This is a genomic window from Solirubrobacter ginsenosidimutans (assembly GCF_027587205.1).
Genome location: NZ_JAPDOD010000041.1, coordinates 49,978 through 71,898, shown reverse-complemented (window position 1 = coordinate 71,898; position 21,921 = coordinate 49,978). Strand labels below are relative to the sequence as shown.

At 71.5% G+C, this 21,921-nt stretch carries 20 protein-coding genes; 16 read left to right on the top strand and 4 right to left on the bottom strand.

All coding sequences use genetic code 11. The features are described 5' to 3' along the window. Nucleotides 1-16: 16 nt before the first annotated feature. The 13 genes from OM076_RS32705 to OM076_RS32645 all read left to right on the top strand — a co-directional run bounded on the left by OM076_RS32705 (nt 17) and on the right by OM076_RS32645 (nt 14,732). Nucleotides 17-814 (top strand): helix-turn-helix domain-containing protein, encoded by a 798-nt coding sequence (locus OM076_RS32705; protein ID WP_270044353.1) that lies wholly within the window; start codon nt 17-19, stop codon nt 812-814. Then, the gene (locus OM076_RS32700; protein ID WP_270044352.1) at nt 811-2,058 is read left to right on the top strand and encodes a competence/damage-inducible protein A; all 1,248 of its coding nucleotides are present in this window, start codon (nt 811-813) and stop codon (nt 2,056-2,058) included. Before OM076_RS32705 ends, OM076_RS32700 begins: the two co-directional genes overlap by 4 nt. Then, a complete protein-coding gene (gene thpR / locus OM076_RS32695) occupies nt 2,055-2,609 on the top strand; it encodes an RNA 2',3'-cyclic phosphodiesterase (protein WP_270044351.1) in 555 nt (184 codons plus the stop codon). Before OM076_RS32700 ends, thpR begins: the two co-directional genes overlap by 4 nt. Nucleotides 2,610-2,631: 22 nt before the next feature. Then, nucleotides 2,632-4,488, top strand: coding sequence for an alpha/beta hydrolase (locus OM076_RS32690; protein ID WP_270044350.1), 1,857 nt, complete (start codon nt 2,632-2,634; stop codon nt 4,486-4,488). A gap of 59 nt (nt 4,489-4,547) precedes the next feature. Further along, nucleotides 4,548-4,931, top strand: a complete 384-nt coding sequence (locus OM076_RS32685; RefSeq protein ID WP_270044349.1) for a response regulator — start codon at nt 4,548-4,550, stop codon at nt 4,929-4,931. Then, nucleotides 4,921-5,601: a CheR family methyltransferase gene (locus tag OM076_RS32680; RefSeq protein ID WP_270044348.1), complete on the top strand. Its 681-nt coding sequence runs from the start codon at nt 4,921-4,923 to the stop codon at nt 5,599-5,601. Before OM076_RS32685 ends, OM076_RS32680 begins: the two co-directional genes overlap by 11 nt. Beyond that, entirely contained in the window at nt 5,598-8,042 is a 2,445-nt protein-coding gene (locus OM076_RS32675; RefSeq protein ID WP_270044347.1) for an ATP-binding protein, read from the top strand. The genes OM076_RS32680 and OM076_RS32675 overlap by 4 nt, the downstream gene beginning before the upstream one ends. 78 nt (nt 8,043-8,120) lie before the next feature. Beyond that, on the top strand, nt 8,121-9,191 hold the full coding sequence (gene recA / locus OM076_RS32670; RefSeq protein WP_270044346.1) for a recombinase RecA: 1,071 nt from the start codon (nt 8,121-8,123) through the stop codon (nt 9,189-9,191). A gap of 7 nt (nt 9,192-9,198) precedes the next feature. After that, nucleotides 9,199-9,777, top strand: a complete 579-nt coding sequence (locus OM076_RS46445) for a regulatory protein RecX (protein WP_270044345.1) — start codon at nt 9,199-9,201, stop codon at nt 9,775-9,777. Between the two features lie 115 nt (nt 9,778-9,892). Beyond that, nucleotides 9,893-10,378, top strand: coding sequence for a CbrC family protein (locus tag OM076_RS32660; RefSeq protein ID WP_270044344.1), 486 nt, complete (start codon nt 9,893-9,895; stop codon nt 10,376-10,378). A 360-nt stretch (nt 10,379-10,738) separates the two neighbouring features. Then, the gene (rny, locus tag OM076_RS32655) at nt 10,739-12,202 is read left to right on the top strand and encodes a ribonuclease Y (protein WP_270044343.1); all 1,464 of its coding nucleotides are present in this window, start codon (nt 10,739-10,741) and stop codon (nt 12,200-12,202) included. A 5-nt stretch (nt 12,203-12,207) separates the two neighbouring features. Next, nucleotides 12,208-13,527 (top strand): tRNA (N6-isopentenyl adenosine(37)-C2)-methylthiotransferase MiaB, encoded by a 1,320-nt coding sequence (miaB, locus tag OM076_RS32650; protein ID WP_270044342.1) that lies wholly within the window; start codon nt 12,208-12,210, stop codon nt 13,525-13,527. A 176-nt stretch (nt 13,528-13,703) separates the two neighbouring features. Then, on the top strand, nt 13,704-14,732 hold the full coding sequence (locus tag OM076_RS32645; protein ID WP_270044341.1) for a radical SAM protein: 1,029 nt from the start codon (nt 13,704-13,706) through the stop codon (nt 14,730-14,732). 8 nt (nt 14,733-14,740) lie between these two features. Here the strand turns inward: OM076_RS32645 and OM076_RS32640 are convergent, their stop codons facing one another. From OM076_RS32640 to OM076_RS32625, 4 genes are all read right to left on the bottom strand, one after another. Beyond that, nucleotides 14,741-16,552, bottom strand: coding sequence for an alkaline phosphatase (locus tag OM076_RS32640; protein ID WP_270044340.1), 1,812 nt, complete (start codon nt 16,550-16,552; stop codon nt 14,741-14,743). 146 nt (nt 16,553-16,698) lie between these two features. Next, on the bottom strand, nt 16,699-17,139 hold the full coding sequence (locus OM076_RS32635) for a hypothetical protein (RefSeq protein ID WP_270044339.1): 441 nt from the start codon (nt 17,137-17,139) through the stop codon (nt 16,699-16,701). Nucleotides 17,140-17,169: 30 nt separating this feature from the next. After that, entirely contained in the window at nt 17,170-17,961 is a 792-nt protein-coding gene (locus OM076_RS32630) for an SDR family NAD(P)-dependent oxidoreductase (protein ID WP_270044338.1), read from the bottom strand. A 64-nt stretch (nt 17,962-18,025) separates the two neighbouring features. Then, nucleotides 18,026-19,189, bottom strand: coding sequence for an FIST signal transduction protein (locus tag OM076_RS32625; RefSeq protein ID WP_270044337.1), 1,164 nt, complete (start codon nt 19,187-19,189; stop codon nt 18,026-18,028). Between OM076_RS32625 and miaA the strand changes: the two genes are divergently transcribed. Genes miaA through OM076_RS32610 form a run of 3 tightly spaced genes read left to right on the top strand, consistent with a single transcriptional unit; the run spans nt 19,188 to nt 21,863 of the window. Further along, entirely contained in the window at nt 19,188-20,168 is a 981-nt protein-coding gene (gene miaA, locus OM076_RS32620) for a tRNA (adenosine(37)-N6)-dimethylallyltransferase MiaA (RefSeq protein WP_270044336.1), read from the top strand. The genes OM076_RS32625 and miaA overlap by 2 nt on opposite strands. A 7-nt stretch (nt 20,169-20,175) precedes the next feature. Next, nucleotides 20,176-21,003 carry a diaminopimelate epimerase gene (gene dapF / locus OM076_RS32615; RefSeq protein WP_270044335.1) on the top strand — a complete coding sequence of 276 codons (828 nt, stop codon included), beginning with the start codon at nt 20,176-20,178 and terminating at the stop codon, nt 21,001-21,003. Continuing rightward, nucleotides 21,003-21,863 carry an SDR family oxidoreductase gene (locus OM076_RS32610; RefSeq protein WP_270044334.1) on the top strand — a complete coding sequence of 287 codons (861 nt, stop codon included), beginning with the start codon at nt 21,003-21,005 and terminating at the stop codon, nt 21,861-21,863. Before dapF ends, OM076_RS32610 begins: the two co-directional genes overlap by 1 nt. Nucleotides 21,864-21,921: the final 58 nt, after the last annotated feature.

Below are 21,921 nucleotides of genomic sequence, written 5' to 3'. Positions count from 1 at the left end.
GTAGCCTCGGAGCCCAATGGCGGAAATCGGGGAAACGCTGCGGGAAGCCCGGATGCGCCGCCGCATCGACATGACCGAGGTCGAAGCGGCGACGAAGATCCGGGCCAAATACCTGCGCGCACTGGAGAACGAGGAGTGGGACCTGTTGCCGGGCCCCACCTTCGTCAAGACGTTCCTGCGCACGTACGCGGAGTACCTGGAACTCGATCCACGGCTGCTGGTCGAGGAGTACCGCCAGCGCTTCGAGCGGCCCTCGACGCAGGACCTCACGCCGTTCGGGCCCGGGATGAGCGGCCAGCGCCGCCGCCGGCAGCGCCCGCGTCGCTCCGCCGGCCCGTTCCTCGTCGTGCTGCTGGGCATCGTGGTCCTCGGCGCCGCGCTCTACCTGCTCGGAGTCGTCTGGGGCGATTCGTCCGACAACGAGACGCCGAAGGCCAGCGCGACCGCCACGGCGACGGCGACGGCCACGGCGACGCCCGCGAAGTCCTCGAAGGCCAAGAAGAAGAAGAAAGCGGTGCCCGCCCGGGCGGCGCTGCGACTGACCGCGGGTGCCACGCGGGTATATGTGTGCGTCGTCGACGCCACCGGCAAGGCGGTCGTCAACGGCGACTACCTCGAGCCCGGCAAGAGCACCAAGACGCTGCGTTCCCAGCGCTTCCGGATGAACTTCGGCAACGGGGACATCCGCATGCGCGTGGGCGCGAAGAGCTACAAGGCGGCCGATCTGGGCAAGCCGATCGGCTACGAGGTGCGGCCGGGCAAGAAGCCCACACGACTCTCGGAGGCCGCACGCATCAAACTCTGCGCGACGTGAGCGTCCGCGCGGGAATCATCGTCACCGGCACCGAGGTCCTCTCCGGGATCATCCGGGATGCCAACGGGCCCTGGCTGTCGGAGGCGCTGCGGGCCCGCGGCGTCGTCGTCACCCACATCGTCGTCGTCGGCGACCGCGTCGAGGATCTGCGGTCCGCGCTGGACTTCCTCTCCGACCATGACCTGGTGCTCACCAGCGGCGGCCTCGGCCCGACCGCCGACGATCTGACCGCCGACGTCGTCGCCGAGTGGGCGGGCGCGGAGATGGTCCACGACGCGGCGCTCGAGGAGCGCATCTGGGCCGTCGTGAACCGGCTCCGGCGGCGGATGCCCTTCGAGGAGGAGGCGATGCGGGCGGGCGCGCGCAAGCAGGCGTTCGTGCCGGTCGGCGCCGCCGTGCTCGAGCCCGTCGGGACCGCGCCGGGGCTGCTCGTGTCGTCGTCGGGCCCGTTGGTCGCGGTGCTGCCCGGACCGCCTCGCGAGCTGCAGACGATGTGGGAGGCGGCGGTCTCGACGTCCCCGCTGCGGGAGGTGCTGGAGTCGGCGGGAACGCTCGAGCAGCGGATCCTGCGCTTCTTCCCGCTTCCGGAGCCGCAGATCGCGGCGACGCTGCGCGAGCTCGACGCCGACGCGCTGCCGCTGGAGATCACGACGTGCCTGCGCCGCGGCGAGCTCGAGGTGGCGACGGTCTTCCCGCCGTCCTCGGCGTCCGCGTACGCCGCGCTGGAGGCGGGCCTGCGGGAGCGCCACGGCGACGTGTTGTTCTCCGACGACGGCGCGACGATCGACGTGGTGATCGCCCGGCTGCTGCAGGGCCGGACGATCGCGACCGCCGAATCGTGCACCGGGGGCCTGATGGCGGGACGGTTGACCGACCTCGCGGGCTCCTCCGCCTACGTGCTCGGCGGGCTCGTCGTCTATTCCAACGAGGCCAAGACCGCGCTGGCGGGGGTGCCGGACGCGCTCATCGCGGCGCACGGCGCGGTGTCGCCGGAGGTGGCGACGGCGCTGTCGGCGGGTGCGCGCTCGCGCCTGGAGGCGGACATCGGCATCGGCATCACGGGCATCGCCGGCCCAGGCGGCGGCTCGCCGGAGAAGCCCGTCGGCACGGTCTGCATCTCGGTCTCGACCGCCACCGACGCCGAGGAGCGCGTCGTGCGCCTCCCGGGTGGCCGTGCCGACGTCCGCGACCGCACGACCACGGTGACGCTCCACATGCTGCGGGCGTTGCTGCTGCGCGCATGACCGGCGCCGAAGCGCGGCCGCTCCGCCTGTTCGTCGCACTCGACCTTCCTGGCGACGTCCGCGACGCCCTCGCCGCGACCGGCGCCGCCGCCGATCCCGCGGTCTGGCGCGCGGTCAGCCCCGACTCGCTGCACGTCACGCTCGCGTTTCTCGGTTCCCGCCCGCCTGAGGACGTCGACGCCATCGCCCCGATCGTCGCCGCGGAGCACCACGCGCCCCGCCTGACGCTCGGCGAGGTCCTGCTGCTGCCGCCGCGCCACGCCCGTGTCCTCACGGTGACGCTCACCGACCCGACGGGAGCGCTCGCGGCGCTGCAGGAACGCGTCGCGGCCGCGCTGGCCGAGGCCGGCGTCTACACGCCCGAGTCGCGTCCGTTTCGCCCGCACGTCACGGTCGCCCGCCTGCGGCCGCGGACGCGCCCGCCACGCACCGCCGATCTGCAGCTCGATCCACTCGAATTCAGCGCCACGGCGGTCATCCTGTACTCGTCCCGGCTGGGTCCCGGCGGAGCGCGTTACGAGCCGCTCGTCGCTGCCGCATTGCGCTCATGACGGCCGCTACGCTCCGCCGCCTATGGTCGCCTCCACGGCCCGGAAGGCCGTTCTCCCCGCGCTGCTCGCGCTGACCGCGCTCCTCGCTCTCCCGAACATCGCCAGCGCCGCGCTGAACTGGGGGTCGTGCGTCGACTTCCGCGACGCGCGCTGCGCGAGCGTCACCGTCCCGCTCGATCGCGCGGGCGTCGATCCCGGCACGGTCGACCTCCGCGTCGGCCGCGCCGGCAAGTCGACCGGTCCGACGCTGATGTACCTGTCCGGCGGCCCCGGGGGCGCCGGCCTGAGCGAGATGCTGAGCGTCGTCAGCTCGCTGCCCGAGCTCCAGAGCCACTTCCGGCTGATCGGCTACGACCAGCGCGGCACCGGGCGCTCGGGCCTGCTGCGCTGCCCGAAGCTCGAGAAGGACCCGCACCTGCGCAGCACGTCGGCGGGGGAGGACTGCGCCAACCGGCTCGGCGTCGCGCGCAAGCACTACACGACCGCGGACTCCGTCGAGGACATGGAGGCGATCCGCGCGCAGCTGGGCGTGGACAAGGTCACCCTGTTCGGGATCTCCTACGGCACCGAGCTGGCGATCCAGTACGCGCGCACGTACCCGCAGCACGTCGAGCGGCTGATCCTGGACTCGGTCGTCGATCCCGACGATCCCGACCCCTACTTCACGTCGACCTTCCGCGCCATGGCGCCGACGCTGCGCTCGCTCTGCCCGGGCCACTGCGCCGGGATCAGCACCAACCCCGCGGGCGACCTCGGCCAGCTCGTCGCGCAGCTGCGCGCCACGCCGATGGTCCAGCACGCCTTCGACGACCACGGCCGCTCGCACAAGGTCACGATCACCGCGCTCGACCTCTTCGACCTGATGCTGGTCACCGACTACATCCCGCCGCTGCGGGCGATGCTGCCGATCGCGGTCCACTCGGCGCTGGAGGGCGACGGGGCTCTGCTGGCCCGGATGATCCGCGACTCGAGCGCGCTCGACGTCCTCGGCTCGCCGCGGGACTTCTCGACGGCTCGCTACGCGACCGTGTGCGAGACCGAGCCGATGCCCTGGGACCCCGGGACGCCGATCGACGCGCGCCCCGGCGTCGTGCAGCAACGGATCTCCGCGCTGCCCGCGGACACCTTCGCGCCGTTTGACCCGCCGATCGTCGTCGAGGACGAGATCGACCTGTGCCTGCGCTGGCCCGACGTCCCGCGCCCGCCCTCGGCGGCGGCGCCGCTGCCATATCCGACCGTGCCGACGCTGATCCTCCAGGGCGGCGAGGATCTGCGCACGCCGCCGGAGGTCTCCGCCCGCGTGGCGGCCCGGATCCCCGGCTCCGTCCGGATCGTCGTCCCGGGCACCGGGCATTCGACGGTCAGCGACCCGCGCACGTGCTCACGGGAGGCGATCGACCGCTTCATCGCCGGCAAATCGCTCCCGAAGTCGCCGTGCAAGCGCATCCCGACCGGCATCCCGGCCGTGCTGGGCGCGCCGAAGTCGTTCGATTCACTGCGGGTCTCGGGCCGGCTGCCGCGCAAGATCGGCCGGACCGTCAGCGCGCTGGGCGCCACGCTGGACGACCTCCGGCTCGTGGTCTCCCCGGCCGCTCTGGCGACCTCGGGCGGGGGTTTGCGAGGCGGCTCCTGGGCGATCGACGGCAACAAGCTCGTCCTGCGCCACTACGAGGCTGTCACCGGTGTGACCGTGAGCGGAAGCGGAAACGCGCGGATCACCCTGCGCGTTTCAGGCTCCAAAGCGGCGAGCGGCGAAGTCACGCTGCGCTCCGGCGGACGCCTGTCCGGAACGCTCGGCGGGCGGAAGATCTCGCTGCGGCTCGGCGCTCCGAATATCGCGGCGGCGAAGGCGTCGCAGGGGCTGAAGTTGGCACGCTGACAGACCGGATTGTGGTTGTAAACGCCGGCGCGAGAGCAGGCGCTACGGTCTCGCCCGCCGTGGATGCGAGTGTCAGGCCCCGTCGTACCCGCGTACTCATCGCTGAGGACGACGACAGCCTGCGCGCGCTGATGCGGCTGACGATCGACGTCGGTGGCCTGGACATCGACGAGGTGCCGGACGGCAACACCGCGCTGGCGACCGCGCGGGCGACGCCGCCGGACCTCGTACTGGTCGATTGGATGATGCCCGGCCTCAGCGGCCTCGACCTCTGCCGTGCGCTGCGCGCCGACCCCGCGACGGCCGGCGCGACGATCGTGATGGTCACGGCCCGCGTCCTGCCCGAGGACCGCGAAGCGGCATTCGCCGCGGGGGTCGACCACTACGTCGGCAAGCCCTTCTCCCCGGACGCGCTGCTCGACACCGTCAGGTATGCACTCTGAGCTCGTGCGGGTCTCGGGCCTGCCGCTGGCGAGCTTCCGGCGCGAGCACGTCGACCAGCAGGTCGAGCGGGCCTGTGCACGCGAGCGGGTGAGCGGGGCCGACGCGCTCGCCCGCACGCTGCGCTCCGACCGCGAGGCGCGTCGCCGCTTCCGGCGTTCGGTGGCGATCTCGCACGGCGCGATGTTCCGTGACCCGGAGCAGTTCAAGCTGCTCGAGGAGGTGCTCCTGCCACGGCTCTTGGCAGGTGGAACCCGCCTCAGCATCTGGTCCGCGGGCTGCTCGGACGGTGCCGAGCTGCACACGCTCGGGCTCCTGGTCTCGCGCCTGGGCGTGCTCGACCGCACGGTGCTGCTCGGCAGCGACCTGCTCGAGGAGAACCTCGCGCTGGCCCGCGCCGGGGACTATCCCGCCGAGTTGCGCGCCCGGATGCGCTGGGAGCGCCGCGATCTCGCCGCCGACGGGCCGCCTCCCGGCCGCTGGCGGCTGGTCTTGTGCCGCAACGTCGCGATCTACCTGACCCCGGAGGCCCGCCAGGCGCTCTATTCGACGCTCGCGGCGGCGCTGGCGATGCGCGGGATCCTCCTGCTCGGCCGGAGCGAGCGGCTGCTCGATCCCGCGTCGTTCGGGTTGCGCCCGGCCGGGCCCCACGCGTACCAGCGGGTGCCATGAGGCGCCGCCTGACCGTTCGCACGCTGGCCGTCTCGGCGCTGATCATCGTCGTGATCGGGATCGTGCTCGGCGGGCTGGCGGTGGGCATCGACCGCCAGCACCGCGCCGGCGAGCGTGCCCGGCACTCGCAGGTCGTGATCGCGACCGCGAACCTGACCGCACAGCGGCTGCTGGCGGTCCAGACGACGCTCCGCGGCTTCCTGATCCGCGGGAACCCGAAGGTGCTGGCCGACTATCGCGCGGTGCGCGAGTCGCTGCCCGCCGCGGCGCTCGAGCTCGAGGGGCTCGCGGTCGACAATCCGGGCCAGTCCCGGCGCGCGCAGGAGATCCACCGTCAGGCGCTCGCCTACGTCGACACCTACGCCGATCCCGTGATCGAGCGCACGCGCGAGGCGGGTGTGGGGGCCGGGCGCGCGTTCGCGGCGGCCCATGACGGCAGCGCCCGCGCGGATGAGCTGGCCGCGTCGATCGGGCGCTTCGGCGACGTCGAGCGGAGGCTGTCGGAGGAGCGCGCCAAGACCGCCGACGTCGCCTCCGACCGGGCACTGCTGACGGCGGGCCTCGGGTTCGCGTTGTGCGTCCTGGTGCTCGTGCTCGCCACGGCGTACGTCGCGCGCCGGATCGTGATGCCGGTCGGGCGCCTCTCGGCGGCCGCGTCCCGGGTCCAGCGGGGCGAGCTCGACGTGACCGTCCCGGAACGCAGCGGGGACGAGATCGGCCGGCTCGGCGCCGCGTTCAACGCGATGGCGCGGGCGCTCGAGCAGAGCCGCGGCGAGCTCGAGAGCCAGAACACCGAGCTCGAGATGCAGGCGATCGAGCTCGAGGAGCGCCAGGTGGAGCTGACCGAGGCCAACGACGAGGCGCGGGCGCAGCGCGACGAGCTCGAGGTCTCCGCGGCGCACCTGGCCGCCGAGAAGGGGCGGGCGGAGCGCTACGGCGCGTTCGCCGACCGCCTGGCGATGGCGCGCAACGCCGGCGACCTCGCCGAGATCGCCCTGTCGACGCTCGCCGCCGCGGCCGGCGCCGACGTCGGCGTGCTCTACACCGAGGACTGGCGCGAGGATTCCCGCTGGACGCGCGCCGCCGTGCTGGCGCTGGATCCGGCGCCGCTGGCGGAGTTCGCGCCGGCCGGGGGAGAGGGGGCAGGCGCGCGGGCGGTCGCCACGCGCTCGGTGGTCGTCGTCGACACCGGGGTGGAGCTGCGCGTGCGGACCGGGCTCGCCGGCGAGACCGTCGTGCGCTGGGAAGTCCACGTCCCGCTGCGCATCGGCGACCGCGACGTGGGCGTGGCGGCGCTCGGCGGCGTGACCGAAGCGGCGTTCGACGCGGCGGAGGCCGACACCCTGCAGCGGTTGGCGGCGCAGGCCGCGGTCGCGCTCACCGAGTCCGCTGCGCTGGCGCAGCGCAACTGGCTCTCGCAGGTCAATGCGGCGGTGCTGGACTGCGTCCGCGAGGGGATCGCGCTGGTCGGGCTCGACCACGAGTTGGTGTTCGCCAACACGGCGATGGAGCGGCTCGCGGAGCGCCTGTCGATGCCGATCGGCGCCGCCATCGGCGCCTCTCGCGGAGATGCCTCCGCCGACGATCCGGAGACCTACTTCGCCAAGTGGGAGGCGATGCTGGCCGACACCGACGAGCCCACCGCCGACGAGCTGGAGATCTCCGGCCTGGTGCTCGAGCGCTACACCGCGCCGGTGGACGACGACGCGGGCGCGCGGATCGGCCGGCTCGTGGTGCTGCGCGACGTCACGCGCGAGCGCGAGGTGGACCAGCTGAAGTCCGACCTGATGGCGACGGTCTCGCACGAGCTGCGGACCCCGCTGGCGTCCGTGCTGGGCTACGCGGAGCTGCTGCGGACGCGGCGGCTGGAGCCGGAGGCCCGCGACGAGATCATCGCGACCGTCCACCGCGAGGCGAAGCGGCTGTCCGCGCTGATCGACGACTTCCTCGACGTCCAGGCGATCGAGCAGGATCGCTTCCCGCTGACCCGGGAGCCGTTCTCGGTCACGGAGCTGCTGCAGGAGCAGGTGCGCACGTTCGCCGGCCAGAGCGTGCGGCACCACCTGACGCTCGACCCGTGCGACTCGCCGCCGATCGCGGTCGGCGATCGCGGGCGCATCTCCCAGGTCGTGGCGAACCTGCTCTCCAACGCGATCAAGTACTCGCCGGACGGGGGCGAGGTGGGCATCTCGTCCTCCTGCACGGCCGGTGTCGTGCTGGTGGCGGTGACCGACCACGGGCTCGGGATCCCGCTGGCCGAGCAGGAGCACGTCTTCGAGAAGTTCTTCCGGGTCGAGCGTGGGCCGGCGGCGCGGGTGGGCGGGACCGGGCTCGGTCTGGCTCTGGCGCACGAGATCGTGCTGGCGCACGGCGGCCGGATGGGCTTTGAGAGCACCGAGGGCGCGGGCTCGCGCTTCTGGTTCACACTTCCCACCGAATAGTCACGGAGGTGTGCCAATTGTGTGCCGAAAGGCGCACATGTGTTCGCTCCGTCCGATGCTGCCCCTAGCGTGCAGTCCATGAGCAACCAGGAGCCCTCCAAAGCACGTGATACAGCCCTTGCGGGCGCTCTCGGCCAGATTGAGCGCCAATTCGGCAAGGGCACCGTCATGCGGATGGGTGATCCGGGCGCTCAGGTCAGGGTCGAGGCCATCCCGACGGGTGCGTTGTCATTGGATCTCGCCCTCGGCATCGGCGGCGTCCCGCGCGGGCGAATCGTGGAAGTCTTCGGCCCGGAGTCCTCCGGTAAGACGACGCTGATCTACCACGTCCTCGCCGAGGCGCAGAAGCTCGGCGGCGTGTGCGCGTTCATCGACGCCGAGCACGCGATGGATCCGCTGTACGCGCAGCGGATCGGCGTCAACATCGACGAGCTGCTGGTCTCCCAGCCCGACTACGGCGAGCAGGCGCTCGAGGTGGCGGACATGCTGGTCCGCTCGGGCGCGGTGGACGTCGTGGCGGTGGACTCCGTGGCGGCACTGACGCCGCGGGCGGAGCTCGAGGGCCAGATGGGCGACCAGACCGTCGGCCTGCAGGCCCGGATGATGTCGCAGGCGATGCGCAAGCTCGCCGGCAACCTGAACCGCACGAGCACCCTCTGCATCTTCACGAACCAGATCCGCGAGAAGGTCGGCGTGATGTTCGGCTCGCCGGAGACCCAGCCGGGTGGCCGCGCGCTGAAGTTCTACGCCTCCCAGCGGCTGGACATCCGCCGCATCGAGACGCTCAAGGACGGCACGGAGGCCGTGGGCAACCGCGTCCGCGTGAAGGTCGTCAAAAACAAGGTCGCGGCGCCGTTCCGCCAGGCCGAGTTCGACATCGAGTTCGGCAAGGGCATCTCCACGTCAGGCTGCGTCCTGGACCTCGGCATCGAGCACTCGGTCATCACCAAGTCCGGCTCGTTCTTCTCCTACGGCGACGAGCGGCTCGGCCAGGGCCGCAACAACGCCAAGGGCTACCTGGACACCCATCCCGAGGTGTCCAAGGAGATCGAGTCCAAGGTCTACGAGATCCTCGGCGTCGACCAGGACCTCGTGACGCCGATCGACAACGACCCGAAGAAGGCCGCGGCGCTGGTCGGCGCCGCCTAGCGCGAACGTGACGGACGCGCCCCATCCCGGCGACGAGGACCTCGTCGCCGGGTCCCGCGCCGGCGACGACGCCGTCGCCCCCGGCGAGCTCGCCTCCACGCGCCCGTTCGACGGCGGAGACGAGATCGAGCGCCAGAAGGCCTTCGACGTCGCGTGGCGGTTCCTCGCCCACCGCGACCGCACCGAGGCCGAGGTCCGGCAGAACTTCGTCAAGAAGCGCGTGGCCCCGGCCTTCGTCGAGGAGGTCGTGGCGGCGCTGCTCGAGGGCGGCTACGTGGACGACGCCACTTTCGCCCGGCGCTTCGCCGAGGACCGCCGCAACCTCGACGCCTGGGGCAGCGACCGGATCGAGCGCCGCCTGCTCGAGCTGGGCGTCGACCGTGCGCTGATCGCCGAAGCGGTGGGCGTGGGCGAGCACGACGAGCTCGCGGCGGCGTCCGAGCTCCTGAGGCGCCGCTTCCCGGCCCCGCCGGAGACTCCGCGCGACCGCGACCGCGCCCTCGCGTTCCTCGTCCGCAAGGGCTACGACCTCGAACTGGCCTACGACGCACTGCGCCGCCACGCGGGCGCGTCCGTCGAGTACTAGCGGGGCCCGGCGCCGCCCAGGAGGCCGGCCGCCGCCGTGCCCCAGCCAACGCCGCACGAGCTTCGATCCCCCCGATACCGGTGACGCGAGCCGTCCTGCATGAAACGATTCATGGATGGCCCTGTGGAGCCGCAAGCCCAAGGAAGCGGGACCGGAGCCGCTCGAGCCCGCCCCGCCGTTTCCCGAGTTCCCGTATCACCCTGACCCGCTCAAGACCGGGTCGATCGTGGAGTCGGGCCTCCCGTGTGCGCTCTGCGGCCACCGCTTCGGCTTCGTCTACACCGGGCCCGTCTTCGCCGCCGACGATTTCGTCGAAGGGCCGCTGTGTCCGTGGTGCATCGCCGATGGCGCCGCCGCGCTGCGGCTCGGCATCGAGTTCACCGACGTGGGCGAGGACGTGCCGGATGAAGTGCCGGGCCGCGTGCTCGACGAGATCACCGAACGCACGCCCGGCTTCAACGGCTGGCAGCAGGAGCACTGGCTCTACCACTGCGGCGACGGCGCCGCGTTCGTGGGGACGACCGAGGCGGCGGGGGAGACCGCGTACCGCTTCCGGTGCCGCCACTGCGGCATCGGCCTCGCTTACACCGACTCTCCGTAGAACGGTCCTCCATTGCGTGCCGCAGCGTCCGGTACTACGATCCGGCGCAGCGACAGACCGGGTCCGCTCGGACCCATTGAAACAGCAGCAAATCAGCCATTTACGAGCGATCCAGCAGCTTCAGCAATGCCGGCCACGACACAACGCACCGGGCGAGAACGCCCACCGAGCTCGGCTCGGACCCTTCCGACAACACTCACCTAGCCGCTTACTGACGCGGCGGCCACCCCAAAGCCGCCTTTTCATGCTGACCCTCTCGCTCCGGGCTCCGGGCTCGACTCGATCTGCCGCCTCATAGACATCGAAGCATCGGATCTCGCCGCGCCCTGCAGGGCGGCGTACGGAGAGAGGACACGGACAATGGAAACTGTGATCGCGGCGGCCGTTCTCGCGGCCGGCCTGGTGATCGCGGCGCTACTGCTGGTGAAGCGGGCCCCCGGGCTCGTCGCCGCCGGCACGGCTCCGTCGAGCGCCCGGCCCGCGAGCGCCCCGGCCAAGGAGACGTCGGCCGCGAAGGCCGAGACCGACGACGCCATGGCGCGTCGTCAGGAGATCGGGCGCTTGGAGGAGCGCCTGGTCTCGCGCGAGAGCGCGATCGACATCCGGATCGCCGAGCTCGACGCGCGCGAGGTGCGCCTCGAGGAACGGCTCCAGGAGACCGTTGAGGCGCACGAGCGCCACGTCCGTGAACTCGAGCGCCTGTCGGGCCTGTCGGCCTCTCAGGCCAAGCACCTGCTGCTCAAGGAGCTCGAGGACCAGATCCGCCACGACTCCGCCCGCCTGGTCCGCCAGATCGAAGAGGAGACCAAGCGCGACGCCGACCGCCGCGTCCGCAACATCCTCGCGGTCGTCATGCAGCGCCTCGCCGCCGGCCACGCGGCGGAGACCACCGTGTCCGTGGTCCAGCTGCCGGCCGACGACATGAAGGGCCGCATCATCGGTCGTGAAGGCCGCAACATCCGCGCCCTCGAGCACCTCACCGGCGTCGACTTCATCATCGACGACACGCCCAACGCCGTGATCCTGTCCGGCTTCGACGGCGTCCGCCGCGAGATCGCCCGGATGACGCTGGAGAAGCTGCTCTCCGACGGCCGCATCCACCCGGCCCGCATCGAGGAGACCTACTACCAGGCCAAATCTGAGCTCGAGAGCCACATCATCGAGTCCGGCGAGCAGGCCGCGCTGGACGCCAACGTCCAGGGCCTGGACGCCGAGCTGGTCCGCATCCTCGGCCGCCTGAAGTACCGCACGAGCTACGGCCAGAACGTCCTCGCGCACTCGATCGAGTGCGCGCACCTCGCGGCGATGATGGCCGACGAGCTCGGCGCGTCCGCCAAGACCGCCCGCCGCGCCGCGCTGCTGCACGACATCGGCAAGGCCGTCTCGCATGAGGTCGAAGGCCCGCACGCCCTGGTCGGCGGCGATCTCGCCCGCCGCCACGGCGAGTCCGAGTCCGTCGCGCACGCGATGGAGGCCCACCACAACGAGGTCGAGCCCCAGACGGTGGAGGCCGTGATCGTGCAGGCCGCGGACGCGCTCTCCGGCGCCCGCCCCGGCGCCCGCGGTGAGTCGCTGGAGCAATACGTCAAGCGTCTGCGAGACCTGGAACAGATCGCCACGCGCCACGACGGCGTCGACAAGGTCTACGCCATGCAGGCCGGCCGCGAGATCCGCGTGATGGTCATCCCGGGCACGCTCGACGACGACGGCGCGGTGCTGCTGAGCCACGAGATCGCCCGCGAGATCGAGCAGGAGCTCGAGTACCCGGGCCAGATCAAGGTCACGGTGATCCGGGAGTCGCGGGCCACCGACTACGCTCGTTAGCCGAAATGAAGCGCTTCCACGTGACCACCTTCGGGTGCCAGATGAACGAGCACGACTCCGAGCGCATGAAGGGGATGCTCGAGTCGCTCGGCTACGCCGAGGTGCCCGAGCGCGCGGAAGCGGACCTGATCCTGTTCAACACCTGCTCGATTCGCGAGAAGGCCGACGAGCGCTTCGTCTCGCACCTGTACGAGGCGCGGGTGCTCAAGCGCAAGGATCCGAACCGCGTGATCGGCGTCGGCGGCTGCTGGGCGCAGTCGATGAAGGACCAGGTCTTCGCCCAGTTCCCGTTCGTCGACGTGGCGTTCGGGCCGGGTCAGGTCAACAAGCTGGCGGAGTTCTTGACCAGCGACTCGCTGACGGCGCAGGGGTTCTTCGAGTTCGAGGGCTTCACCGGGCACCTTCCCGGCAAGCGGGCGCGTGACGTCCACGCGTGGGTCCAGATCAGCGCGGGCTGCAACATGAAGTGCTCGTTCTGCATCGTGCCCACGACGCGCGGGCGTGAGGTCTCACGCCCGTTCGACGAGCTCGTCGACGAGGTCCGCGCGCTCGCCGCCGACGGCGTGCGCGAGGTGACGCTGCTCGGCCAGAACGTCAACTCCTACGGCACCCGCCTGCGGCCGCAGCCGCGCAAGTTCTCCGAGCTGCTGACGGCGGTCGACGCGATCGACGGCATCGACCGCATCCGCTACACGAGCCCGCATCCCGCCCACATGCTCGAGGACGTCATCCGCGCCCACGCAGAGCTCGAGTCCGTGTGCCAGCACATCCACCTGCCGCTGCAGTCGGGCTCGTCGCGGGTGCTGAAGGCGATGCGCCGGACCTACGGCCGCGAGCGCTACCTGGATCGCGTCGCGCTGATCCGCGAGCACGTGCCGGACTGCGCGATCACGACGGACATCATCGTCGGCTTCCCGGGGGAGACCGAGGCGGAGTTTGCCGAGACGCTCGAGGTCGTCGAGGAGGTCGGCTTCGATGGCGCCTTCACGTTCATCTACTCGCCCCGCCGCGACACCGAGGCCGCCGAGTTCGTCGACGACTTCATCGCGCACGAGGTGCAGGTGGAGCGCATGGAACGGCTCGTCGAGGTCGTCCAGCGGCGCGCTCGTGAGCGCGCCCAGCGCTTCGTCGGCCGGACGCTCGACGTGTTGGTCGAGGGCCATTCGCGCCACGACCCGTCACAGCTGCGCGGCCGGACCACGCACAACAAGGTCGTCAACTTCGACGGCCTCGCCTCGCCGAGCGAGATCGTCCCGGTCGAGATCAGCGCGGCGACGAGCCAGTCGCTCACGGGCAGCGAATCGCTGCTCTCCCGCGCCGCTTGACGTAAAAACGGCGTATACCAGTCGGCGCCCGCGTGCCGGGTGGAAGTTGGGAGTGAACAGCTCCTCCGACACGCGAGCGCTCACGGAGTATCCCTGAGCGGTCGACGCCGTTGCACCGTCTATTGGTCGAGGTTGGCTCGACATTCCGTCCTGCAGCTATGCGAACATCTGTTCGTATGCGCTGGGATTCGCAGAACATCAGTTCGGATGACGCGGGGAGGCTGCCGGGTCTGGGGGATACGGTCGTCCGCCGCTTCGACGCGCCGGAGGCGCTGAACATGCGCTTCCACGAGGTGCGCACGAAATCGGCGCTCAACCACGTCCCGGGCGGCACTCGCGGGCTGCCGTTCGAGTGGACGATCAACCCGTATCGCGGCTGTACGCACGCGTGCGTCTACTGCTTCGCCCGGCCGACCCACGAGTACCTGGACATGGACGCCGGCAGTGACTTCGAGCGTGAGATCGTCGTCAAGGTCAACGTGCCCGAGGTCCTGCGGGCGGAGCTCGGGCGCAGGTCGTGGCGGGGCGACCCGATCGCCCTGGGCACGAACACCGACCCGTATCAGTGGGTGGAGGGCCGCTACAAGCTCATGCGCGGGATCTGGGAGGCGATGCGCGGCTTCCGCAACCCCTGCTCGATCCTGACCAAATCGCCGCTCGTGCTGCGCGACCTGGACCTGCTGCAGGAGATCGCCGCGGTGACGGACGTCAGCGCGTGCCTGTCGGTGCCGACGCTGGACGAGAAGGCGTGGCGGGCGACCGAGCCGCACACGCCGAACCCGAAGGCGCGGCTGGAAGCCGTCGGCGAGCTCAACCGCGCGGGCATCCCGACCGGGGTGCTGATCGCGCCGCTGATGCCCGGGGTCAACGACGCCCCGGAGCAGGTGGAGCGGATCGTCGAGGCGGCGACCGAGGCGCGGGCGACCTACATCGGCGGCCAGACGCTGTTCCTGCGTGGCGCGGTGCGTGACATCTACTTCGCGTGGCTGCGCGAGCACCGGCCGGACCTCGTGCCGCGCTACGAGAAGCTCTACGCGAAGGGCGCGTACGTGTCAGCGGCCGAGAAGCGCAAGATCGAGCTGGCGGCGGGCGCGCCGTGGGCGCTGCGGACCTACCCCGTGCGCGACCGCCATCGGGGGCCGCGGCGTCCGCCGGTGGCGACGGCGCCGCGACCCCCGAGGGTCATTCAGGGGAGCCTCTTTTGAGGTGGTCCCTACGGAGCGGTGGTGCTGAGCGTCAGGGTCAGCGTCTTGGTGTACGGACCGGTGCGCAGCGGCTCGGTCGCACCGATCGACTGCTTGAAGTCGATCGGTGTGCTGGCGTTGGACACCGGACCGGCCCAGTTCACGAGCGTGGTCGGCGCGGCGCTGCCGCCGACCTGCGCGTACGCGCCGCTACCCGACTTGGCTTCGAGCGCGCGGACGAGCGAGAACGAGCCGTTGACGAGGCGGCCCGTGGCGATGGAGCTGGTGTCGGCGACGCTGAGAGTTGCATTGGCCGCCGACGAGGTCACGTTCGCGACCAGGGAAGCGGTGTAGTCCTTCTCAACGCCCGGGACGAAAGGGGCGAAGGTGGCCGCCCCCGGGCCCGTGGTCAGGGCGAGCGTGGCCGGGACGTTGCCGCCCACGTCGCTGCCGACGATCACCGGCGCGGAACCGTTGTTCGGCGAGGTCTGGGTGTTGGTGAGGACCGGGAACAGCTCGGTCTGATCGATCGTGCCGACGATGTCGGCGGCACGCGGGCCCGAGGCGAAGACCGGGACCGTGGAGCCCGTGTGGGCCTGGCTGCCGGAGACCGGGGCCGTGCCGTAGGCGATGCGGATCGGCTGGCCGTCGACCGTCTGCAGCGTGGTGTACGCGCCGCGCGGAACCTGGGTGACGGGGATGATCTGGCTCGTGTGGGAGTGATCGGCCGTGACGAGGATCAGCGTGTCCGGGTGGGTGCGCTGGAACTCCTGGGCGACGCCGATCGCGTCGTCCATGCCGAGCAGCTCGCCGATCTGGCCGCAGGCGTCGGCGGAGTGGTCGCGCTTGTCGATCGAGGCGCCCTCGACCTGGAGCACGAAGCCCTTCTGGTTGCCCTGCAGGAGCTTGATGGCCTTGTCGGTCATCTCCTTCAGGCTCGGCTCGGTGCCGCGGTTGGACGGCGTGCACTTCGTCGTCGCCGAGCCCGCGCCCGTGTCGGAGGCGATCAGCGCGTTGTACTCCGTCGTCATGTTGCTGTCGTGGAACAGGCCGAGCAGCCGCTCGCCCGAGCCCAGCGACGTGACGGCGTTCATCTCGTCCTTGGTGGCGACGTACTTGTAGCCCTTCTCCTTGGCGTAGTCGATGACGTTCTTCGTCCCGCCCGCGTCCAGCGGCTGGGCGTAGCGGGCGCGTCCGCCGCCGAGGACGACGTCGAACTTCTCGTCGGCCTGCTGCTCGGCGATCGAGCCGAGGCCGCCGGCGGCCTTGGTCTCCGTCGGGCACGCGGTGCGCGTGTCGTTGGGACCCTGGCAGCCGCGCTGGGAGATGTGCGAGGACGGGCCGGCCGGCGTGGCGTCCGTGATCTCGGCGGTGGAGACGTTGCCCGTGGCCATGCCACGGTCGCGCGCGATCTCCATGTAGGTCTTGAAGTTCGTGCCCGGCACGGTCACGCCGGAGCTCGGGCCCTGGCCGAGCCGTCCGTCGAGCGTCTTGATGCCGCTGGACCAGGCGCTCGCCGTCGGCGCGGAGTCCGGCACGTAGTTGGGCGGGTACGGCGCCTGGGCCGCCGGCCCGACGTTGTACGTCGTGACGTCACCGCGCAGCTTGAGCGCGTCCATGTTCAGGCGCCCGGTGGCGCCCTTGCCGTAATAGCGGCCGGACGTGACTTCCTGCTCGCCCATGCCGTCGCCGATGAACAGGATGATGTTCTTCGGCTTGGAGATGTCGATGGACGCCTTGATGTCGGCGGCCTTATCAGGCCCCGACTGGCCCACGGCGACGGCCGTGGCACACGCCGCGAGACCGATCGCGCCGAGCGTCCCGATGCGCAGAACGCGCATTCCCTGCCTCCTCGTCTCGTTCTAATGAGAGTTGCGTGGGGGACTCTTACGGGCCGTAGTCGACAAGAAGTGAACGATTTGTGATTGCCGTCACAGCAACTGAAACCCGGCGCTTTGCGCAGTGTTGGGCTTTCCCGATGCCTCACTTACGTCGACCACACGTCGCCCCGCGAGCGCGCTCGGTGACGCTGCAGACCGCCCAGCGCGCCCGGCGCGCGAAGTGGGAGCTCGCCGCGCTGCTCCCGCTGTTCGCGTTGACGCTCGGCGCCTACGTGGAGCGCGAACGGATCTTCGGGGTCGACACGCCCGTGCGCGTGGCCGCCGCCGTCGTCATGGTGATTCTCGGCTGGGCGCTGGCGCGGGACCTCGGACGCTTCACCGCGCCGGCGCTCTTGGGGCGCATGGACCCGGGCACGGCCGGCACCGCGGGCTTCCTGCTGCGGCTGGTCTTCATCGTCGTCGCCGCGGTCCTGGCGCTGCGCGTCGCGGGGCTGAATCCCGGCACCTTGGCCGTCGGCGGTGCGGTCGGCGCCGTCGTCCTCGGTTTCGCCGACACGGAGCGCGCCCGCCGCGCGGCGACCCGCCACGCCGCGCCACGCCGCGCCACGCCGCGCCGGCTAGCGCTTGTCCGCCTGGCCCTTCTCGAACTGCGCGGCGGTCGCCGTGGCGCCGAGTTTGCGCTGGATCGAGCCGATCGGCCCGGGGGCCAGGGCGGCGAGGTGCGCACCGGCGCGCAGCGGCAGAGGCGCGACGTCGAGCTCGGCGCGGTTTGCCTCGATCGCCTTCACGACCGCTCGCGCGACGTCCTCCGGGCGCTTGGTACCGACGAACGGGGGCAGCTTGGCGCCGGAGTCGGCGAACATCCCCGCGTCGCTGATGAAGCCGGGGAGGATCACGGAGACGCCGACGCCCGTGGGCGCGAGGTCCTCGCGCAGGGAGAGGGCGAACCCGCGCAACCCGAACTTGGTCGCCGCGTAGATCGAGGTTCCGGGCGAAGCCGCCCGGCCGGAGAGCGAGGACATGAACAGGAGGTGCCCGCGGCCGCGAGCGACCATCGACTCGGTCAGGCCGTGGGCGAGCAGGATCGGGGCGCGCAGGTTGACGTCGAGCGCGCGGTCGATCTGCTCGGGGGTGAAGGAGTGCAAGCGCCCGCTGCCCGGCAGCCCGGCGTTGGCGACGAGCACGTCGACCTCACCCGCCTCCTCCAGCAGCCGCGCCGGGGCGTCAGGCTCGGAGAGGTCGGAGACGATCACCCGCGCGCCCAGTTCGGCCGCGAGCGGTTCGAGCACCTCGGCACGCCGGCCGGTCACGATCAACGTCGCCCCGCGCGCCGCGAGGCCACGCGCGATCGCCTGCCCGAGCCCGCCGGTCGCACCGGTCAGCAGCACGCGCGCGCCGTCGAGCTTCACGCGCCAACGCTCCAGACGGCGCCACGGTCGTGCAGCGGCGCCGCCGCGCGACGACTCGCGCCGCTCATGCGAAGACCGCGACGGTCGCGGTGAACGAGTGCAGGAAATAGCCGCCGCCGACCGGGCCGATCTCGCCGGCGGCGAAGAACCCCGCGGCGGGGGCGCCGGCCAGCGCGTCCGCGATCGCCTCGGCGTCGTGGTCGGCGCGGCCGAACATGCTGCGCCCGCGCCCGTTGCAGGCGAACACGAGCGCGCCCGCCGGGGTGCGACCGCCGAGTGCGGTCATGCGGATCGAGAGGGCTTCGCGGAGGTCGTGGTCGGCGCTTTCGGCGTCGCGGGCGTGCAAGCGCACGACCTGGCCGGGGTGGACGTCGGCGGCGACCGCCACCTGGCCGGTTTCCGGGTCGGCGCCCACGAGCCCGCGGACGAGGAAGTCGCCCTGCAGGTAGTCGGGCTTGTTGGAGTCGACGACGATGCCGACCAGCAGCCCGCCCTGCACGAGCCGCAGGTCCTCGGGCGGGAGCTCCTCGATCGTCTCGCGCAGCTTCTGGAGGGCGGGCTTGCCGGCGAGCTCGCCGATCACGTGGCCCTCGCCGGCGGTGATCGTCAGCTCGGGCCCGATCGGCGCGGCGCCCTGCGAGACCATCGGGAGCACCTCGACGCCGTCCAGGCGGATGCCGACGGCGCCGTCGCGCACGACCTCCTCGCCGAAGAAGAGGACCGACTCGTCGTCGAGGGTGCGCCCGGACGCGAGGCCGCCGATCAGCGGGAGCATCGGCGAGGACTCGGTCAGGAACCGCAGCACCGCGTCGGTGGGGAAGGTCACCGGGTCGGCCAGCAGGATCGCGCCGTCGGCGCCGACGAGGTCCGCCATGCCCGTCAGCGCGCCGGTGCCCTCCTCGAGCTCCTCGACGGTCGCGTGGAACGTCGTCGCCGTGCCGTCGCCGAGACTCGCCGCCCACACCGACACCGCGGACCCGCCTTCGATCTCGCGCCCGTGGCCGATCACGCCGCCCGCGCCGCATCCGATCAACCCGTCCGGGGCGAGGATCTCGTGCACGGCGGCGAGCACGGCCTCGGGTGCCGAGAGCAGGTTGCCGGAGACGAAGACGACGGCGAGCTCGCAGACGGCGCCGTTGAGCTCGACCGCGGCCGCCGACGCGGCTTCGAGCGCCGCGATCCGAGGGTCCGGGACGGTCGAGAGGCCGGTGCCGATGCGGACGCCCATGATCTCGCTGACGATACTGCGCGGCCTGCACCCCGGCGCCGGGGAGCCGGGCGCGACCCGGCCATACTGGCTCGCCGTGTCAGCCGACCCGTCGCCGCTCCTCATCGCCGTCTTCGGACCCACCGGCGTCGGGAAGACCGCGGTCGCGATCGCGCTCGCCGACGAACTCCGCGCACGCGGAGAGCATCCCGTCGCCGTCTCCGCGGACGCGATGCAGGTCTATGAAGGTCTGCCGATCCTCACCGGAGCGGCAAGCCCCGAGCAACAGCAAGAACTCGAGCACCGGCTGCTCGGCTTCGTCCCCATCACCCAGACCTTCTCGGCCGGCGCCTACGCCCGCCGCGCGCACGCGGAGATCGACGAGCTGCTGCACAACGGGCAAAGGCCGATCGTCGTCGGCGGCACCGGCCTGTACCTCCGCGCGGCGCTGGCCGAGCTCGACCTCCGCCCGCCCGTCGACGAAGCGATCCGAGAGCGCTTCGCGAACGACCCACGGCCGCTCCAACAGCTCCACGAAGCGCTCCCCGAAGCCATTCGAGCGGGCATCGAGCCGACCGACCGCCAGCGCATCCTCAGAAGCCACGAGCTGCTCGCGGCAGGTCACGAGCCGCCGCCGCCCGCCAACGCGCCGAGTGAGCTGTGGACCGCGAACACCCGCCATCCCACGCTGCTGGCGGCCCTGACGATGGACCGCGCGGCGCTCAACACCCGCATCGACCAGCGCATAGACGCCATGATCGCCGCCGGCGCACGTCAAGAGGTAGAGCGCGCGCAGGCCGCCGGCGCGTCCAGCACCGCGCGGGCCGCGCTCGGGTTCCAGCAGCTGCTCGACGGCGACGTCGAAGGCATGAAGACCAAGACCCGCCAATACGCGAAGCGCCAGGTCACGTGGCTGCGCAAGCTGCCGGGCGCGCACCTGATCGACACCACTGACCGGACGCCGGAGGACGTCGCCGCCGAGCTGGTCGCCATGATCTGACGTTCATATGCAGTTCGAAAAGTGGCAAGCGCTGGGCAACGACTACCTCATCCTCGAGGAGGCCGAGCTCACTCCGCGCCAGATCCAGCTGCTCTGCGACCCGCATTTCGGACCGGGCGCGGACGGCGTCCTGGTGCTCACCAAACCCGACGAGCCGGGCTACGTCGCCCGCCTGCGGATCTTCAATCCCGACGGCTCCGAGGCCGAGCTGAGCGGCAACGGCGCGCGCGAGGCGATCCTCTACCTGCGCCGCAGCGGCTGGACGGACGCGGACACGTTCAGCCTCCAGACGCTGGCGGGGGAGATCCGGCCGACGATCACGAGCCCGACGACCTGCAAGGTCGACATGGGCCGCGCCCACCTCACCTCGCCGAACTTCCCGCAAGGGCCCGCGGACGGGCAGGGCGAGCTGGAGGTCGACGGCCAGACGTTCCGCTTCCAGCACGTCGCCATCGGCAATCCGCAGTGCGCGATCCGCGTGCCCGATCCGGACGCGCTGGACCTGGCCAAGCTCGGCCCGCACATCGAGAATGCCCCGATCTTCCCCAACCGCACCAACGTGAGCTTCTGGCACGAGGTCACCTCGAACACGATCCGCGCACGCATATTCGAGCGCGGTGTCGGGGAGACGCTCTCGAGCGGCACCGGGGCGTCCGGCGCCGCCGTCGCCCACGTGCTGCGGGGCGGCGACTCGCCGGTCACCGTCCAGCTCGACGGGGGAGAGCTGGTCGTCGACGTCGACGAAGCGCTGCACGTCGACCTGACCGGCTGGGCGAAACCGATCTACCGCGGCGAACTGAGCGAGGAGTTCACGAGAGACATGGAGGCCGAGTGATGCTGCTGGTGACCGGAGCGACCGGCACGACCGGGATGGAGGTCCTGCGTGCGCTCAAGGCCCGTGGCGCCGAGGCCCGCGCGCTCGTCCGCGACGAGACGAAGGCCCACCACCTGCGCGACCTCGGCTTCGAGCCCACCACCGGCGACCTCGGCGACCCGCGCACGCTCGGGCCCGCGCTGGAAGGCGTCGAGCGGGCCTACCTGGTGAGCCCGATGAGCCCGATGCAATCGGAGTTCGAGCAGGCGTTCCTGGAGACCGCGAAGGAAGCCGGCGTCAAGCACATCGTCAAGCTCAGCGTGATCGGCGCCAACCCGGAGGCGCCCAATCGCTTCGCCCGCACCCACGCGAAGGTCGAGCAGGCGCTCAAGGAGTCCGGGATGGCCTGGACGCTGCTGCGGCCGACGGGGTTCATGCAGAACACGCTGGCATGGGGCTCGCGGGTGATCGGCGGCACGTTCTACTCGCCGGTGCCGGATGCCGCGTTCAGCATCGTCGACGCCCGCGACGTGGCCGAGGTCGCCGCGGTCGCCCTGACCGAGGACGGCCACGAGGGCAAGGCGTACGGCCTCAGCGGCCCCGAGGCCGTCTCCTACCGCGATCAGGCCGTACGGCTCTTCAAGGCCGCCGGCCGCGACATCGAGGTCGAGGAGATCCCCGTCGAGACGCTCAAGCGCGAGCTCGTCCGCGCGGGCGTCCCGCCGTGGAACGCGGAAGGACTCAAAGAGTTGTTCGAGGTCTACGCGAGCGGCGGCGCGCAGATGGTCACGTCCGGCGTCAAGGACGTCCTGGACCGCGACCCGCGCGACATCGACGCCTTCGCGGCGGACCACGTGGAATCGTTCAAGGAGAAGGCATGAGACCCTGGCAACCCGCAGGCGAGGACCCGCACGCGGATGTCGTCCCCGCCCACCCACG

What these genes read in the sequence shown, in the direction of transcription:
- OM076_RS32705 (WP_270044353.1), top strand. Translation starts at nt 17, where the DNA reads ATGGCGGAAATCGGGGAAACGCTGCGGGAAGCCCGGATGCGCCGCCGC.
- thpR (WP_270044351.1), top strand. Translation starts at nt 2,055, where the DNA reads ATGACCGGCGCCGAAGCGCGGCCGCTCCGCCTGTTCGTCGCACTCGAC.
- OM076_RS32690 (WP_270044350.1), top strand. Translation starts at nt 2,632, where the DNA reads ATGGTCGCCTCCACGGCCCGGAAGGCCGTTCTCCCCGCGCTGCTCGCG.
- OM076_RS32680 (WP_270044348.1), top strand. Translation starts at nt 4,921, where the DNA reads ATGCACTCTGAGCTCGTGCGGGTCTCGGGCCTGCCGCTGGCGAGCTTC.
- OM076_RS32675 (WP_270044347.1), top strand. Translation starts at nt 5,598, where the DNA reads ATGAGGCGCCGCCTGACCGTTCGCACGCTGGCCGTCTCGGCGCTGATC.
- recA (WP_270044346.1), top strand. Translation starts at nt 8,121, where the DNA reads ATGAGCAACCAGGAGCCCTCCAAAGCACGTGATACAGCCCTTGCGGGC.
- OM076_RS32660 (WP_270044344.1), top strand. Translation starts at nt 9,893, where the DNA reads ATGGCCCTGTGGAGCCGCAAGCCCAAGGAAGCGGGACCGGAGCCGCTC.
- rny (WP_270044343.1), top strand. Translation starts at nt 10,739, where the DNA reads ATGGAAACTGTGATCGCGGCGGCCGTTCTCGCGGCCGGCCTGGTGATC.
- miaB (WP_270044342.1), top strand. Translation starts at nt 12,208, where the DNA reads ATGAAGCGCTTCCACGTGACCACCTTCGGGTGCCAGATGAACGAGCAC.
- OM076_RS32645 (WP_270044341.1), top strand. Translation starts at nt 13,704, where the DNA reads ATGCGCTGGGATTCGCAGAACATCAGTTCGGATGACGCGGGGAGGCTG.
- OM076_RS32640 (WP_270044340.1), bottom strand. Translation starts at nt 16,552, where the DNA reads ATGCGCGTTCTGCGCATCGGGACGCTCGGCGCGATCGGTCTCGCGGCG.
- miaA (WP_270044336.1), top strand. Translation starts at nt 19,188, where the DNA reads ATGATCTCGCTGACGATACTGCGCGGCCTGCACCCCGGCGCCGGGGAG.
- OM076_RS32625 (WP_270044337.1), bottom strand. Translation starts at nt 19,189, where the DNA reads ATGGGCGTCCGCATCGGCACCGGCCTCTCGACCGTCCCGGACCCTCGG.
- dapF (WP_270044335.1), top strand. Translation starts at nt 20,176, where the DNA reads ATGCAGTTCGAAAAGTGGCAAGCGCTGGGCAACGACTACCTCATCCTC.
- OM076_RS32610 (WP_270044334.1), top strand. Translation starts at nt 21,003, where the DNA reads ATGCTGCTGGTGACCGGAGCGACCGGCACGACCGGGATGGAGGTCCTG.